This window comes from Thalassospiraceae bacterium LMO-JJ14 (assembly GCA_021555105.2).
Lineage (GTDB): Bacteria > Pseudomonadota > Alphaproteobacteria > Rhodospirillales > Casp-alpha2 > UBA4479.
Window position 1 is genome coordinate 415,542 of the sequence record CP134604.1, and the last position, 13,314, is coordinate 428,855.

Below are 13,314 nucleotides of genomic sequence, written 5' to 3' on the forward strand. Positions count from 1 at the left end.
TTCCGGAAAAACCCGCCGCATTCCAATAATAAAGCCGCTCAGCCTTCGCTCTTCGGCCGGCCGATCATGCGGCCGAGATCGCGCTTGCCGACAACGTGGATATGCAGGTGCGGGACTTCCTGGTGCGCGTCTTCGCCATTGTTGGACAGGATCCGGTACCCGCTCTCGGGCAGGTCCATGAGCGCCGCCACCTTGCCCACCGTACGCATCAGCGCGGCGATTTCCGCATCCGATGCCTTAGCATGGAAATCGTCCATGTTCACGTACGATCCTTTGGGCACGACCAGCACGTGCACCGGCGCCTGCGGATTGATGTCGTTGAAGGCGAGGGTCATTTCGTCTTCATAGACCTTGTCGCAGGGAATTTCGCCGCGGATGATCTTGGCGAAAATATTCTCCGGATTATAAGTCATGTCGTAGGCCATCGCGTCCCCCTTAACGTCCCTTGAAGCTTACTTGGTGCGGCTGTTTTTTTCTTCAATGCCGGACGTGCCTTCGCGTTTTTGCAGTTCGGCGTAGACGTCTTCGGGCGTCAGGTCCATCGCCGCCCACATGACCAGCAGGTGATACAGCAGATCGGCGCTTTCGCGTGCCACCGCATCCTTGCCTTCGGACAGCGCGGCAATCGTCACTTCGGTCGCTTCCTCGCCCAACTTCTTGCCGATCTTCGGCGCGCCGCCGGCCAGCAGCTTGGCGGTGTACGAGCTGTCCGCATCGCCGCCCTTGCGGCTTTCGATGACGGCGAACAGACGCGCCAGGATTTCAGAAGAATTGTCGGACGTCATGATCGCACCCTCAGATTTCGCGGATCGCCACACCGGCGGCCTTCATATGCGCCTTGGCTTCGGCAATGGTATAGGTGCCGAAGTGAAAAATCGAGGCCGCGAGAACCGCCGAAGCATGTCCCTCGGTCACGCCTTCGACCAGATGATCGAGATTGCCGACACCGCCCGACGCGATCACCGGGATCGTCAGCGCATCGGAAACGGCACGGGTCAACGGCAGGTTAAAACCCTGCTTGGTGCCGTCGCGGTCCATCGAGGTCAGCAGGATTTCACCGGCTCCCAGTTCCTGCATCCGGACCGCCCATTCGACCGCATCGAGCCCTGTTTCCTTGCGCCCGCCGTGCGTGAAGATCTCGAACTTATCGGGACCGGTGGCCTTCGCATCGACGGCAACGACGATGCACTGGGTGCCGAATTTTTCCGCCGCTTCACGCACGAAGTCCGGGTTGTGCACGGCAGCCGTATTGATCGACACCTTGTCGGCCCCGGCCAGCAAAAGCTTGCGGATATCGTCCGTGGTACGGACCCCGCCGCCGACGGTCAGCGGCATGAAGCACTGTTCCGCCGTTCGCGCCACCACATCGAAAATCGTTTCGCGGTTTTCATGACTGGCGGTGATGTCGAGAAAACAAAGCTCGTCGGCGCCGGCGGCGTCATAGACTCGCGCCTGTTCCACCGGATCGCCGGCGTCGACCAGATCGACGAAGTTGACGCCCTTGACGACACGGCCCCGGTCGACATCGAGACACGGAATGATGCGGACCTTGAGCATCAGGCAGCCTCCGCCAGCAAGGCCACGGCGTCCGCCGGATCGATGCGGCCGTCATAAACGGCGCGGCCCGAAATCACCCCTTCGAGTTTGCCTTTATCCATCGCCATGACGGCGCGAAGATCGTCCATGCTGGAAACCCCGCCCGACAGGATCACCGGAATATCGACGGCATCGGCCAGCGACAGGGTCGCTTCCAGATTCGGCCCCTGCATGGCGCCGTCACGACCGATGTCGGTATAGATGAGCGCCGCCGCACCGGCGTCCTCGAAGCGTTTTGCCAGCTCTTCGGTTTTCAGTTCCGTCGCCTCGGCCCAGCCCTCGACCGCGACGAAACCGTCGCGCGCATCGATACCCAGTGCGACATGTCCCGGGAATGCCTTGCAGGCGCGGATCACCAGATCCGGATCGCGTACTGCAACGGTGCCGAGAATGACTCGCTCTAGCCCCCGCTCGAGCCAGCCTTCAATGGTCTGTATATCGCGGATGCCGCCGCCCAGCTGGACCTTGATATCGACCGCGCCCAGCACCGCCGTGACGGCGTCGGCGTTTTCCGGCTTGCCGGCAAAGGCGCCGTCAAGATCGACCATGTGCAGCCACGTGCAGCCGGCATCGGCGAAGGCGCGCGCCTGCGCCGCAGGGTTGTCGTTGAAGACGGTTGCCCGGTCCATGTCACCATGCACCAGGCGGACGCACTGCCCGGCCTTGAGGTCAATCGCGGGGAAAAAGATCATGGCGTCCACCTGAGGAAATTGGTGATGATGCGCAGCCCCGCGACCTGGCTTTTTTCCGGGTGGAACTGGGTGCCGACCATATTGTCGCGCCCGACCGCCGCCGTGATCGGCCCGCCGTAATCGACCGTCGCCAGAACCTGGTCCGGGTCGTCGGCCAACAGATGATACGAATGCACGAAGTAGACATGCATGCCGTCCTCGACCCCGGCGAACAACGGGTGCGATGATTCCGGCAGGATCAACTGGTTCCAGCCCATGTGCGGAATCTTCAGGGTGTCGTCGGCGGGCGCGATTTTATCGACAGTGCCCGCAATCCAGCCGAAGCCATCCGTCTCGCCGTGCTCAAGACCTTTGCTCGCCATCAACTGCATGCCGACGCAGATGCCGAAGAACGGATTGCCTTTTACCGTCACGTGCTCGCGGATCGCCTCGGCCATGCCGTCGATGGCCCAGAGGCCGCGCTTGCAGTCGGCGAACGCACCGACCCCCGGCAAAACGACCCGGTCGGCAAGCCGCACGGCATAGGGATCGCTGCTGACCATGACCTTGTCGGGCAGCCCGGCTTCGCTGACCGCGCGCTCGAACGCCTTGGCGGCGGAACGCAGGTTACCCGATCCGTAATCGACGATGACGACACTCATGAATAGACGCCCGGATAAATACCGCTGCGGTCGATCTCGGCGTTATCGAGAAAGCGGCGGGTTGCTTCCTCGGCATTCCTGCCGGAGACCACGGCCACTTCCTGATAGCCGACATAATCGAGCCACCAGCGCCGGAGGTCGTTGCCGACTAATCCTATCGCTAGCGCAATCAGCAAGCTCGCAAGACCCTCGACGTCCTCGCCCAAACCCAGATAACGGATGCCCCAGCCGGCCAGCACGATAACCGTGAACAGCACGATCGCCGGCCACCACATCCGGGTCCAGAACGCCCAGACGAAGGTGAAGACGAAGGCCGGCCACGAAAACCCTTCCTTGATCAGGACAAGGTCTTCGGCCGGCATCCGGCCATGATCGCGGAGGTATACCGAATAAAGCCGCATCGCGTGCCTGCTCCCGTGCTGTTACAGCACACCTTTGGTGGACGGCACTTCATCGGCCTTGCGGGGATCGATCTGGATGGCATCGCGAAGCGACCGCGCGAGGCCCTTGTAGCAGCTCTCGACGATATGGTGATTGTTCTCGCCGTACAGGTTTTCGACGTGCAGTGTGATGCCCGCCGCCTGCGCGAAAGCCTGAAACCATTCCTTGAAAAGTTCCGTATCCATGTCGCCGAGTTTCGGCTTGGTGAATTCGACCCGCCAGATCAGATACGGCCGGTTGGAAATATCCAGCGCGATGCGGCTCAGCGTTTCATCCATCGGGATCAGCGCACTGGCATAGCGCGTGATGCCCTTGCGCTCGCCGAGCGCTTCGGAAAACGCCTCGCCGATAGCGATGCCGGTATCTTCGGTGGTGTGGTGAAAGTCGATGTGCAGGTCGCCCTTCGCCTTGACGGTCAGGTCCATCAGACTGTGCCGGGACAGCTGTTCCAGCATGTGATCGAGAAAGCCGATCCCGGTCGAGATGTCATATGTCCCGCTGCCGTCGAGATCGAGGCTGACGGAAATCTCGGTTTCCTTGGTTTTGCGTTCGATGGTCGCTTTGCGCATCGCTCAAGTCTCCTGCAAAAGTCGAGGTTCTTCTAGCAGGTTGGTTCGCGCTCTGCCAGCCCTCACGCACATTCACCGTGATCGGCATCATCGCCCGAACGCCGTCGCCTATGACTTGACCGCCGGGCCCGTTAGGACCACATAGGGGGACACGCTGTCCCATCCCGGCCTCCCTTCATGAAGGAGCTCCCATGTCCACTGATGCGCCCACCTCGTCCTGGCACGCAACGACGATCCTGTCGGTACGCAAAAACGGCGCCGTCGTTATTGCCGGTGACGGCCAGGTCAGCCTTGGGGATACCATCGTCAAGGCCAATGCCCGCAAGGTGCGGAGGCTTTCCGGCGATCAGGTCATTGCCGGGTTTGCCGGGGCCACGGCGGATGCCTTTACCCTGTTCGAGCGGCTTGAAGGCAAGCTCGAGCAGTATCCGGGTCAGCTTTTGCGGGCCTCCGTCGAAATGGCCAAGGACTGGCGCACGGACAGATATCTGCGCCGGCTGGAAGCGATGATGGCTGTCGCCGACAAGGACGTGTCGCTGATCCTGACCGGCAACGGCGATGTGCTGGAGCCCGCCGACGGCCTGATCGGCATCGGATCGGGCGGCAACTACGCGCTGTCCGCGGCGCGCGCCCTGATCGATCATGAAGAGCTCAGCGCCGAGGACATCGCCCGTCGCGCCATGGCCGTCGCCGCAGACATCTGCGTTTACACCAACACCAACGTGGTCATCGAAAAACTATGAGCAGCTTTACCCCGCGCGAAATCGTTTCCGAACTGGATCGCTACATCATCGGCCAGAAGGACGCCAAGAAAGCCGTCGCGATTGCGCTGCGCAACCGTTGGCGCCGTCAGCAGCTGACCGACGACATGCGCGAAGAAGTACTGCCGAAAAACATCCTGATGATCGGCCCCACCGGCGTCGGCAAGACCGAGATCGCGCGCCGTCTGGCAAAACTGGCGCAGGCGCCGTTCATCAAGGTCGAGGCGACGAAATTTACCGAGGTCGGTTACGTCGGCCGCGATGTCGAGCAGATCGTCCGCGATCTTCTGGAAGCAGCTCTGCACATGAGCCGCGAGCAGATGCGCAAACGCGTCGAAGCCAAGGCCGAGCTGAACGCTGAAAACCGCGTCGTCGATGCGTTGGTCGGCGAGGGCGCATCGAAGGACACCCGGGAAAAATTCCGTGCCATGCTGCGGACCGGCGAGCTGGCGCAAAAAGAAATCGAGATCGAGGTTTCGGACAGTTCGGGCGGCGGCATGCCGACCCTTGATATCCCCGGCATGCCCGGCGCGCAGATGGGGATGATCAACCTCAACGACATTATGGGCAAGGCGTTCGGCCAGCAAACCAAGAAGAAGAAAATCACCATCGAGGATTCCTACGACATCCTGCTCCGCGAGGAAGCCGACAAGCTGCTCGACGAGGAAGAGGTGCTCGGCGATGCCGTAAGTAATGTCGAAAACAACGGCATCGTGTTTCTCGATGAAATCGACAAGATCACCGCGCGTTCCGACCACCAGGGCGCCGACGTCAGCCGCGAAGGGGTTCAGCGCGACTTGCTGCCGCTGATCGAAGGCACCACCGTCGCCACCAAGCACGGGCCGGTAAAGACCGATCATATCCTGTTCATTGCCTCCGGCGCGTTTCACATCGCCAAACCGTCCGACATGCTGCCGGAGCTGCAGGGCAGGCTGCCGATCCGCGTTAATCTGAACGCCCTGACCCGCGACGATTTCAAGCGCATCCTGACGGAACCGGAAGCAAGCCTCGTCAAACAATATACGGCGCTGATGGGCGTCGAGGACCTGAAGATTTCGTTCAGCGATGACGCCATCGAGGAGATCGCCGATCTGTCGGCGGAAATCAATCAGGGTGTCGAGAACATCGGTGCCAGGCGTCTGCATACGGTGATGGAAAAACTTCTCGAAGATATCAGCTTCAACGCCTCTGATAAAAGCGGCGAGGAAATTGTCATCGATGCGGATTATGTGAAGAAACAGGTCTCCGATCTGGCGCGCAACGCCGATGTATCTAAGTTTATTCTCTGACGTGGATTCAGTGTGTCGGTCCGCCGGGGCGGGCGCCCATGCGGAGTTTTACCTCGGCGATGACCCAGTCGAGGGTTTCGTCGTCCATTTCCTCAATATTTTCCGCCAGAAGATTGGCCAGTTCGGTCGCTTTCGGGCTGAGACCGGCAGTATTGACCGTGACTTTCGGGTGCGATAGCTCGGCCAGGCGCTTGATTTCCTCGGCCTCGTCCCACATCAGATCGAAATACCCGCAGATCTGCGCCACCAGCCCGGAACTGGGGCGGCCGCGATGACCGTGTTCGAGCGCAGAGAAATACGCCGCCGAGACGCCGAGATCCGCGGCCATCTGCTTCAGCGTTATTTTGCGCGCCATGCGGTGTTCGCGCACACGTTTACCAAACGGTGTCATAAACGCACTGTAAGCGGTTAAATCTTAATATTTTATCGCCAACAAGGATACGGCGTGGCGCGTTATTTCCGGCGTTTCAGCCGCACATACAAGGCGCCGTCACCGCCATCTTTCGGCGCGGCATAAGAAAACCCCGCAACCCATTGACGCATCGGCATTTCATTGAACCAGCGCGGGACCATTTCGCGCAGCACGCCCGGTCTGCCGCCGATCACATCGCCCTTGCCGGTAATCACCAGCGCCGTACGTACACCGGCCATGTAGCCGGTGTGCAGAAAATCCTCGAGCGCACGGTGCGCGGCTTTCTGCGTGTGTCCATGCAGATCAATTCTGGCCTCGACATCGAGCCGTCCGCGCTTCAGGCGCTGCGCCGTTCGGCGGTCCATGCCGGCGGGACTGCCGTGCGCCAGGGCTATCGGTGCGGGCGTGCTGGATTTCGGCGCTGTTGGCGGGGGCGCGACGGGGCGTTTCGCTTTTGCGGCCCGGCGCACAGGCCCGGCTGCTTTTCCCGTATCCGTATCCGCCCCGTCATCTTCCGCCAGCAATGATCCCAGCTTGTCGGTGTCGACACGGCGAACCGTTTGCGTGACATGATCCCAGAGCGCCTTGTCCTCGGCGCTGAGACGTCGGCGGCGCGGGCGCTTGGGGCCGCCCATGGCTCAGGACTCTGGGGTTACGGGCGGATCGATGATCAGGATATGCAAACGCTGCGGCCCGTGTGCGCCCAAAAGCAGCGTCTGTTCGATGTCGGCGGTACGCGACGGGCCGGTGATCCAGTTGACGGTGCGCGGCAGCTTGCCGGGACCGGCTTTTTCACGGATCCGCGCCCAGACGGCTTCGTAATTGCCGGCAATTTCGTCCGCCTGCAGCACGACGATATGATCGAGCGGCAGAAAATTCAGCGAGGTCGGCGTTTCGGGTCCGGACGACATAACCAGGGTGCCGGTTTCCGCGACGCCGCCGAACGCCATACTGACGGAGACCCCGTCATCGCCGACGCCCCGTCCCTCATCGACCATCAACGAGGTTTTCGCCTGCCATGCCAGCGACGTCAGCGCAGGATGCGGGGCAATTTTGATTTTCGCCGGGAGCTGGTGCTCACGCAGGTAGTCGCTGACGCCTGCGGGGACCTCATCCATGGAGGCGACACGCACCACGGTGGCATTGACCCGCGTTGCTTCCTGGCAAAAAAGATCAACGCGTTGCGCTTTATCAAGGTCGCCGCGTTTCGGTATAAGATTTAAATGATGCTCTTGAATGCGCTTTGCGGCGGCTGCATCCCCATCAGGCGCATCTGAATGCCCTAATTTGGACTTCAGCTTGCCCAGAATGTCTTCCCGGGCGCCCATCAATGCACCTTCTTGCGCATAAGAGCACCGCTTTGATCTCCGCGTGCGCCTTTATGATACTGGCTGATAAACGTATCCCCGCAAGGCGCCGCCAGATCGCGCTTCGATGTCCAGCCCGACACCAGCGGCAGGGACTTAAAGCGGCCGCGGCCGCCGAATTGTCCGAGCACGGCCACTCCGGCGCTCATTGTCCAGCGGTAAAGCCGCGGCCGTTTCGCCAGCCAGGCCCAGCTTTTCAGGGCCCAGCGCGCCGTCGATGAACCGATTTCCGCCTTGAACTGCCGTTCGCGCCATTTCCGCAACATTTTCGGCAGCGGAATGCGCATCGGGCAGACGCTCTCGCACTTGCCGCACAGCGTCGAGGCGTTCGGCAGGTGCTGGGCTTCTTCCATACCGATCAGGTTCGGGATCAAGACAGCGCCCATCGGCCCGGAATACACCCACCCATAGGCATGACCGCCGACGGATTTATAGATCGGACAGTGATTCAGGCACGCGCCGCAGCGGATACAACGCAGCATTTCGTGAAATTCCGAGCCGATCATGTCCGAACGGCCGTTATCCAGCAAAACGACGTGATATTCCTCGGGCCCGTCCAGGTCTTCGGGACGTTTCGGGCCGGTGCAGAATGTGGTGTAGACGGAAATATCCTGACCCGTCGCCGAGCGCGCCAGGACGCGCAGGATGGTCGAGGCGTCTTCCAGTGTCGGCACGATCTTTTCAATGCTGGCGATCACCACGTGCACGCGCGGCAGATTGTTGGTGAGATCCGCGTTGCCCTCGTTCGTGACGAGAACGTTGGTGCCGGTTTCGGCGATCAGCATGTTGGCCCCGGTCAGCCCGACATCGGCACCCAGGAACTTCTCGCGCAGCTTGGCGCGGGCTTCCTCGAGCAGCGCGCGCGGCTCGATCAAGGGGCGGTCGGCGGCGAGATCGAGGTGCGCATTGCGGAAAGTCTCCGCGACCTGCTCTTTCGACAGGTGGATGGCCGGCGCGATAATATGGCTCGGCGGTTCCTTGCGGAGCTGGATGATATATTCGCCGAGATCGGTTTCCACCGGCTCGATGCCGTTATCCTCGAGGAAGGCGTTGACCGCGATTTCCTCGCTGATCATCGACTTGCTCTTGGTGACGGTTTTCGCGTTCGCCTTGCGGCATATTTCGAGAATGGTGTTGCGGGCTTCCTCGGCGTCGCGGCACCAGTGCACATGACCGCCGCTTTCGGTCACTTTCTTCTCATACGCCTGCAGATAATAATCGAGGTTCTCCAGCACGTGCGTCTTGATATCGCGCGCCTGATCGCGGAGATCCTCGAATTCCGGCAGCCGCGCCGCCGCTTCCAGACGGCGCACGGGAAATCCGACGGCAAGCTTGGCCAGCGCCGCCTGCAACGGATCGTCGGCAAGCGCGTCCTTGGCATTTTCCTTGAAGTGGGGAGATGTGGATTGCATGAGCTGTACCTAGTCCCCGCCCGCTTCATTGTCTGCGGGCTCGCCGATCGCCGGCGCCGCCGTCATCCCGGCCAGCACTTCGGCGGCATGCCGCGCCTTGACCGGAAGTCCGCGGCGCTGCAACCGTCCGGCGATGTTCATCAGACACCCGAGATCGCCCGCAAGCACCGTATCCGCGCCCGTGGCGACTATGTCGTTGACCTTGGCGTCGACCATCTTTTCGGAAATGTCCGGATACTTGATACAGAACAAACCGCCGAACCCGCAGCAGGTTTCCGTCTCGTTGCCTTCGGCAATGCTGAGGCCGTCGACGGCGCCAAGCAGTCGGCGCGGCTGTTCCTTGATGCCGAGCTCGCGCAGCCCGGAACAGGAATCGTGATAGGTGACCGTGCCGTCGAACGCGGCACCCGTGCTTTTGACATCCATGACGTCCGTCAGGAACGATATCAGCTCGAACGTTTTTGCCGCTAGCGCATCGGCGCGGGCTTGCCAGGCGGGCTCACTGGCCAGGGCTTGCGGGTAATGATCCTTGATCATGCCGGCGCACGAGCCCGACGGGGCAACGACATAATCGAAGCCCTCGAATGTTTCGATGACCGCTTTTGCGATATCCGCCGCGTCGGCCGTATCGCCGGAGTTATACGCGGGCTGGCCGCAGCAGGTCTGGCTCTGCGGCACATCGACCGTGCACCCGGCGTCCTGAAGGAGCTTCACCGCGGCAAAGCCGACCACCGGCCGCATCAGATCGACGAGACAGGTGGCAAAAAGACCGACGCGGGGTTTGGATGCTTCTGACATAAGCAAAGAATGTTCCGTCAATCGTCGGAACGCAAGAACGGAGACGGAGCAGGCGATTTATGTGCTTACGATGGCGGCGGGGTTTCCGCCGCAGACTTCGGCAACAGGATATAATAACGGCCGTCTTGCTTCATCAGCCCGGCGCGGCGCGCGGCCTCCTCGCCGAAGCCCCAGAAAACATCGCCCCGGACCGCACCCTTGATGGCGCTGCCGGTATCCTGGGCAACAAGCAGCCGGTTCAACGGCTCGCCCTTGGTCAGAGGATCGGTGGTTTCCAGCCACAACGGCACACCATACGGGATAAAGGCACGGTCAACCGCCAGGCTGCGGCCCGGCGTCAACGGCACGCCCTGCGCGCCGATCGGGCCTTCGCCTTCGATCACGCGGAAGAAAACGTATGACTCGTTCCGGTTCATCAGCTCGGTCCCGGCAGCCGGATGTGCGCGAAGCCAATCGCGGATTGCCGGGGCCGTAACGTCGGCGAGCGGCATCGCCCCCATGGCAACGAGCTCGCGGCCGATCGACGTATAGCGCCGCCCGTTACGCCCGGCGTAGCCGATGCGGACGTGCGAACCGTCCGGCAGCAAAACCCGGCCCGAACCTTGAATATGCATGAAGAAGGCATCGACGGGATCGGCCAGCCACAGTACCTCGAGGCCCAGGCCACGAAGCGCGCCGTTATTGATTTCGGCGCGGGAATAATACGGAACAAGTTTATTGTCGATAAGGCGTCCGGCAAGCTGGGTGCCGGCAAGCTCTGTGCGGTGCTCGCCCAGATTGATCGAAACCAGGTCCGTCGGTCGGGAATAAACGGGAATCTGGAATTCCGCTTCCGGCGCCCATCGGCCGAGAAGTTGCGGCTCATAATACCCGGTAAACAGTCCCTTGTGGTTAAGGTTGTTACCGGCCTTATAGGCAACGAAGCGGGATTCGAAAAAATACTTGGCCTCAGTCCGATTCCCGGGGCGGATGATGCGTGCATCCTTGCAGATGGCCTGCCAGTCGGAAATCTTGCCCATACGCTCATCGGAACCCATCGGCGCATCCGGGTCTTTTTTATCGAGAGCATCGCACGAACGGATCAATGGCGGCAGAACTTCGGAGAATTTTTCAGCGTTCCAGCCGTCCAAATCTTCGAACTCAATCTTCAAAAGCGACAACGCCTGCGTATCTGGGGCAGGGCGCGCCGGCTCGAGCTTGGGCAATTTGAGATCGGCACATCCGCCGAGAAGGAGCAAGCCGACAAGCGAAACCGCTTTCAGAAAAGCAGCATCGCGCATCGGGCTCATACGCACGTCAGTTATTGCTTTCAGTGCCGATCAGCGTCCAGTTCGGATCCGAAGACCGGGTATCGCGGGAAAACGTCCAGAAGTCGGTCACATCGATGACCTCGTTCGGATTGCCGTCGATGATATTTCCCTCGGCATCGCGAAGCGCGCTGATCTGTTCTGAGAAAAATTTAACCGTCACCACGCTATGGTGGCCGTCCATGACCGCCTCGACGATTTTCGCCGAACGAATGCCGACAAGCGTGTCTTCCAGAACTTCAGCCGCGCGCTCCCGCTCGGTGATCGCTTCGTCGAAGTTCTTGTAGACATCCGGGCTCAACAGGCCCTTCAGGGCCTTGCGGTCGCCCGACGAAAAGGCATTGAGAATCATCTCGAAGGCCATTTTCGCACCTTCGGTAAATCCGTCTGGGCTGAAGCCCGGATCGGCGACCTTGATCTGAGTCAGACCGGCAGCCGTCGGATCGCTTGCATCGATGTCCAGCGCCGGTGCATCGGCCGTCGTTTCGCTGCGATCGGGAAGCTGCACGATATTGTCGTCCTGCGGAGTATCGGATTCAGGATGAGCCGCATCGCGGAAGCGGTCTTCATAACCGCCCTCGTGACCGTCGCGGCGGCCCAGGACGCGGCGTAACCGCAAAATCAGAAACCCTGCGATCATCGCGAGGATGATGATATCGAAAAACTGAAATTCGCCGCTCATGATATCCTTGACCCTGCAGGTCTTGCCTGTTGTCGTATGCGAGACGTGTAAACGATTTACCGCCTCTTGGTTTCGCGGTCCCGAACAAGGTATCGGCTCAAAGCCGCCGCGTCCAGAACGACAGAAAGCTTCCGCTTAACGGTTGCGCTTGCTGTCATACGTCTTAAATAAGCCGACCAGCCCTTCGGAACAAGGCAACCATGGCATTCATCGCTTTATTTGCGTTCATTACCGTCCCGATTGTTGAAATCGCGGTCTTTATCGAGGTTGGCGGACGCATCGGCGTCTGGTCGACAGTCGGTGTCGTGATCCTGACGGCGGTTATCGGCACTGCAATGCTGCGCCAGCAGGGGCTTTCGGTTCTGTTCCGTATTCAGGAAAACCTCGAAGCCAACCGCATCCCGGTGCAGGAGCTGTTCGACGGCGTTTGCCTGGTGATTGCGGGCGCGCTTTTGCTGACGCCCGGTTTCGTGACCGATGCTTTCGGCTTTCTGCTGTTCGTCCCGCCGTTCCGTCGCTGGCTTGCCGGTGAAATCGGCAAGCGGTTCCTGGCCCGTGCCGATGTCCGTTATTCGAGCCAGACCTATTCTTCCCATCCCGGCTATCGGGGAGGGCCGCAGACAAACGCCGGCCCGGGACCAGCGACAGGCCCGGTGATCGACGGCGAATTTCAAGATATCACCGGGGATGAAAACGGCCCCGCAGCAACCGGACAACGCATTGAAAACGGCGACCCGGGTCCATCCGACGACAAGCCCCGCCGATAAACAGGCATGCGCCTGCCGCCTGCGTTATTGTCGATCCCCGAAAGACGTGTTACCAGAAGCGCGCAATCGCTTGAGGAGAGCCAGATGGCCGAAGAACCGACGCCGACGACCGCCGAGGGCGGTGTTCCAGAGATCGCCCCGCTGACGATTAATGCCCAGTACGTAAAGGACCTCTCATTCGAGATTCCGAACGCGCCGGGCATCTTCGGCGAAATGCAAAACACCCCGCCGGAAGTCAACATCGACATCAAGGTGAATGCACAAAAGCTGTCGGACAATGTTTACGAGGTCATGCTCGGAATCAATTCATCGTGTGAAGTCGGTGAGCATAAAGGCTTCATTCTCGAGTTGGTCTATGCCGGTACCTTCACGCTGAATATTCCGGAAGAACACATTCAGGCCATTCTGCTGATCGAATGCCCGCGGCTGCTGTTCCCGTTCGCGCGCAACATCATCGCCGACGTGACGCGCAATGGCGGCTTTCCGCCGGTAATGCTCGGCATCGTCGATTTTGTCGCCATGTTCCAGCAGCGTGTCGACGAGAATAATCAGGCTTAACCTCCGTTGCCGGCCCCGTTTC

The 13,314-nt window shown here is 60.6% G+C and carries 18 protein-coding genes; 4 read left to right on the forward strand and 14 right to left on the reverse strand.

Annotated features, from left to right (window positions below; translation table 11 throughout):
- Positions 1–38: 38 nt before the first annotated feature.
- Genes L2D14_01975 through hisB form a run of 7 tightly spaced genes read right to left on the reverse strand, consistent with a single transcriptional unit; the run spans position 39 to position 3,939 of the window.
- Positions 39–413 (reverse strand): histidine triad nucleotide-binding protein, encoded by a 375-nt coding sequence (locus L2D14_01975; protein WNK01633.1) that lies wholly within the window; start codon positions 411–413, stop codon positions 39–41.
- A gap of 39 nt (positions 414–452) precedes the next feature.
- Positions 453–785, reverse strand: a complete 333-nt coding sequence (locus L2D14_01980) for a phosphoribosyl-ATP diphosphatase (GenBank protein ID WNK00205.1) — start codon at positions 783–785, stop codon at positions 453–455.
- A 10-nt stretch (positions 786–795) separates the two neighbouring features.
- Positions 796–1,557, reverse strand: a complete 762-nt coding sequence (gene hisF / locus L2D14_01985; GenBank protein ID WNK00206.1) for an imidazole glycerol phosphate synthase subunit HisF — start codon at positions 1,555–1,557, stop codon at positions 796–798.
- On the reverse strand, positions 1,557–2,288 hold the full coding sequence (gene hisA, locus L2D14_01990; GenBank protein ID WNK00207.1) for a 1-(5-phosphoribosyl)-5-[(5-phosphoribosylamino)methylideneamino]imidazole-4-carboxamide isomerase: 732 nt from the start codon (positions 2,286–2,288) through the stop codon (positions 1,557–1,559). Before hisA ends, hisF begins: the two co-directional genes overlap by 1 nt.
- Positions 2,285–2,929, reverse strand: coding sequence for an imidazole glycerol phosphate synthase subunit HisH (gene hisH, locus L2D14_01995; protein WNK00208.1), 645 nt, complete (start codon positions 2,927–2,929; stop codon positions 2,285–2,287). Before hisH ends, hisA begins: the two co-directional genes overlap by 4 nt.
- Positions 2,926–3,330 (reverse strand): DUF2628 domain-containing protein, encoded by a 405-nt coding sequence (locus L2D14_02000; GenBank protein WNK00209.1) that lies wholly within the window; start codon positions 3,328–3,330, stop codon positions 2,926–2,928. The genes hisH and L2D14_02000 overlap by 4 nt, the downstream gene beginning before the upstream one ends.
- Positions 3,331–3,351: 21 nt before the next feature.
- A complete protein-coding gene (gene hisB, locus L2D14_02005) occupies positions 3,352–3,939 on the reverse strand; it encodes an imidazoleglycerol-phosphate dehydratase HisB (GenBank protein ID WNK00210.1) in 588 nt (195 codons plus the stop codon).
- 191 nt (positions 3,940–4,130) lie between these two features.
- Here hisB and hslV point away from each other — a divergent pair, with 191 nt between their 5' ends.
- A complete protein-coding gene (hslV, locus tag L2D14_02010; GenBank protein ID WNK00211.1) occupies positions 4,131–4,682 on the forward strand; it encodes an ATP-dependent protease subunit HslV in 552 nt (183 codons plus the stop codon).
- Positions 4,679–5,989, forward strand: a complete 1,311-nt coding sequence (hslU, locus tag L2D14_02015) for an ATP-dependent protease ATPase subunit HslU (protein ID WNK00212.1) — start codon at positions 4,679–4,681, stop codon at positions 5,987–5,989. Before hslV ends, hslU begins: the two co-directional genes overlap by 4 nt.
- A gap of 7 nt (positions 5,990–5,996) precedes the next feature.
- Here hslU and L2D14_02020 read toward each other — a convergent pair whose 3' ends face one another.
- From L2D14_02020 to L2D14_02050, 7 genes are all read right to left on the reverse strand, one after another.
- Positions 5,997–6,380 carry a helix-turn-helix domain-containing protein gene (locus tag L2D14_02020; protein WNK00213.1) on the reverse strand — a complete coding sequence of 128 codons (384 nt, stop codon included), beginning with the start codon at positions 6,378–6,380 and terminating at the stop codon, positions 5,997–5,999.
- Between the two features lie 62 nt (positions 6,381–6,442).
- On the reverse strand, positions 6,443–7,036 hold the full coding sequence (locus L2D14_02025) for a Smr/MutS family protein (GenBank protein WNK00214.1): 594 nt from the start codon (positions 7,034–7,036) through the stop codon (positions 6,443–6,445).
- Positions 7,037–7,039: 3 nt separating this feature from the next.
- Complete coding sequence (locus L2D14_02030; protein WNK00215.1) at positions 7,040–7,729, reverse strand: LUD domain-containing protein; 690 nt, start codon at positions 7,727–7,729, stop codon at positions 7,040–7,042.
- Entirely contained in the window at positions 7,729–9,180 is a 1,452-nt protein-coding gene (locus L2D14_02035) for a LutB/LldF family L-lactate oxidation iron-sulfur protein (protein WNK00216.1), read from the reverse strand. The genes L2D14_02030 and L2D14_02035 overlap by 1 nt, the downstream gene beginning before the upstream one ends.
- A gap of 9 nt (positions 9,181–9,189) precedes the next feature.
- Positions 9,190–9,978: a (Fe-S)-binding protein gene (locus L2D14_02040; GenBank protein WNK00217.1), complete on the reverse strand. Its 789-nt coding sequence runs from the start codon at positions 9,976–9,978 to the stop codon at positions 9,190–9,192.
- A 65-nt stretch (positions 9,979–10,043) separates the two neighbouring features.
- Positions 10,044–11,267, reverse strand: a complete 1,224-nt coding sequence (locus L2D14_02045; GenBank protein ID WNK01634.1) for an MltA domain-containing protein — start codon at positions 11,265–11,267, stop codon at positions 10,044–10,046.
- A gap of 7 nt (positions 11,268–11,274) precedes the next feature.
- Entirely contained in the window at positions 11,275–11,967 is a 693-nt protein-coding gene (locus tag L2D14_02050; protein WNK00218.1) for a Tim44/TimA family putative adaptor protein, read from the reverse strand.
- Between the two features lie 200 nt (positions 11,968–12,167).
- On the opposite strand from L2D14_02050, the gene L2D14_02055 reads away from it, so the two are divergent.
- Entirely contained in the window at positions 12,168–12,734 is a 567-nt protein-coding gene (locus L2D14_02055) for an FxsA family protein (protein WNK00219.1), read from the forward strand.
- Positions 12,735–12,818: 84 nt separating this feature from the next.
- Positions 12,819–13,292 carry a protein-export chaperone SecB gene (gene secB / locus L2D14_02060; protein WNK00220.1) on the forward strand — a complete coding sequence of 158 codons (474 nt, stop codon included), beginning with the start codon at positions 12,819–12,821 and terminating at the stop codon, positions 13,290–13,292.
- The last annotated feature ends 22 nt before the right edge of the window (positions 13,293–13,314 follow it).

Coding starts and splice junctions, on each gene's coding strand:
- L2D14_01975 (WNK01633.1), bottom strand. CDS start 413: ATGACTTATAATCCGGAGAATATTTTCGCCAAGATCATCCGCGGCGAA.
- L2D14_01980 (WNK00205.1), bottom strand. CDS start 785: ATGACGTCCGACAATTCTTCTGAAATCCTGGCGCGTCTGTTCGCCGTC.
- hisF (WNK00206.1), bottom strand. CDS start 1,557: ATGCTCAAGGTCCGCATCATTCCGTGTCTCGATGTCGACCGGGGCCGT.
- hisA (WNK00207.1), bottom strand. CDS start 2,288: ATGATCTTTTTCCCCGCGATTGACCTCAAGGCCGGGCAGTGCGTCCGC.
- hisH (WNK00208.1), bottom strand. CDS start 2,929: ATGAGTGTCGTCATCGTCGATTACGGATCGGGTAACCTGCGTTCCGCC.
- L2D14_02000 (WNK00209.1), bottom strand. CDS start 3,330: ATGCGGCTTTATTCGGTATACCTCCGCGATCATGGCCGGATGCCGGCC.
- hisB (WNK00210.1), bottom strand. CDS start 3,939: ATGCGCAAAGCGACCATCGAACGCAAAACCAAGGAAACCGAGATTTCC.
- hslV (WNK00211.1), top strand. CDS start 4,131: ATGTCCACTGATGCGCCCACCTCGTCCTGGCACGCAACGACGATCCTG.
- hslU (WNK00212.1), top strand. CDS start 4,679: ATGAGCAGCTTTACCCCGCGCGAAATCGTTTCCGAACTGGATCGCTAC.
- L2D14_02020 (WNK00213.1), bottom strand. CDS start 6,380: ATGACACCGTTTGGTAAACGTGTGCGCGAACACCGCATGGCGCGCAAA.
- L2D14_02025 (WNK00214.1), bottom strand. CDS start 7,036: ATGGGCGGCCCCAAGCGCCCGCGCCGCCGACGTCTCAGCGCCGAGGAC.
- L2D14_02030 (WNK00215.1), bottom strand. CDS start 7,729: ATGGGCGCCCGGGAAGACATTCTGGGCAAGCTGAAGTCCAAATTAGGG.
- L2D14_02035 (WNK00216.1), bottom strand. CDS start 9,180: ATGCAATCCACATCTCCCCACTTCAAGGAAAATGCCAAGGACGCGCTT.
- L2D14_02040 (WNK00217.1), bottom strand. CDS start 9,978: ATGTCAGAAGCATCCAAACCCCGCGTCGGTCTTTTTGCCACCTGTCTC.
- L2D14_02045 (WNK01634.1), bottom strand. CDS start 11,267: ATGAGCCCGATGCGCGATGCTGCTTTTCTGAAAGCGGTTTCGCTTGTC.
- L2D14_02050 (WNK00218.1), bottom strand. CDS start 11,967: ATGAGCGGCGAATTTCAGTTTTTCGATATCATCATCCTCGCGATGATC.
- L2D14_02055 (WNK00219.1), top strand. CDS start 12,168: ATGGCATTCATCGCTTTATTTGCGTTCATTACCGTCCCGATTGTTGAA.
- secB (WNK00220.1), top strand. CDS start 12,819: ATGGCCGAAGAACCGACGCCGACGACCGCCGAGGGCGGTGTTCCAGAG.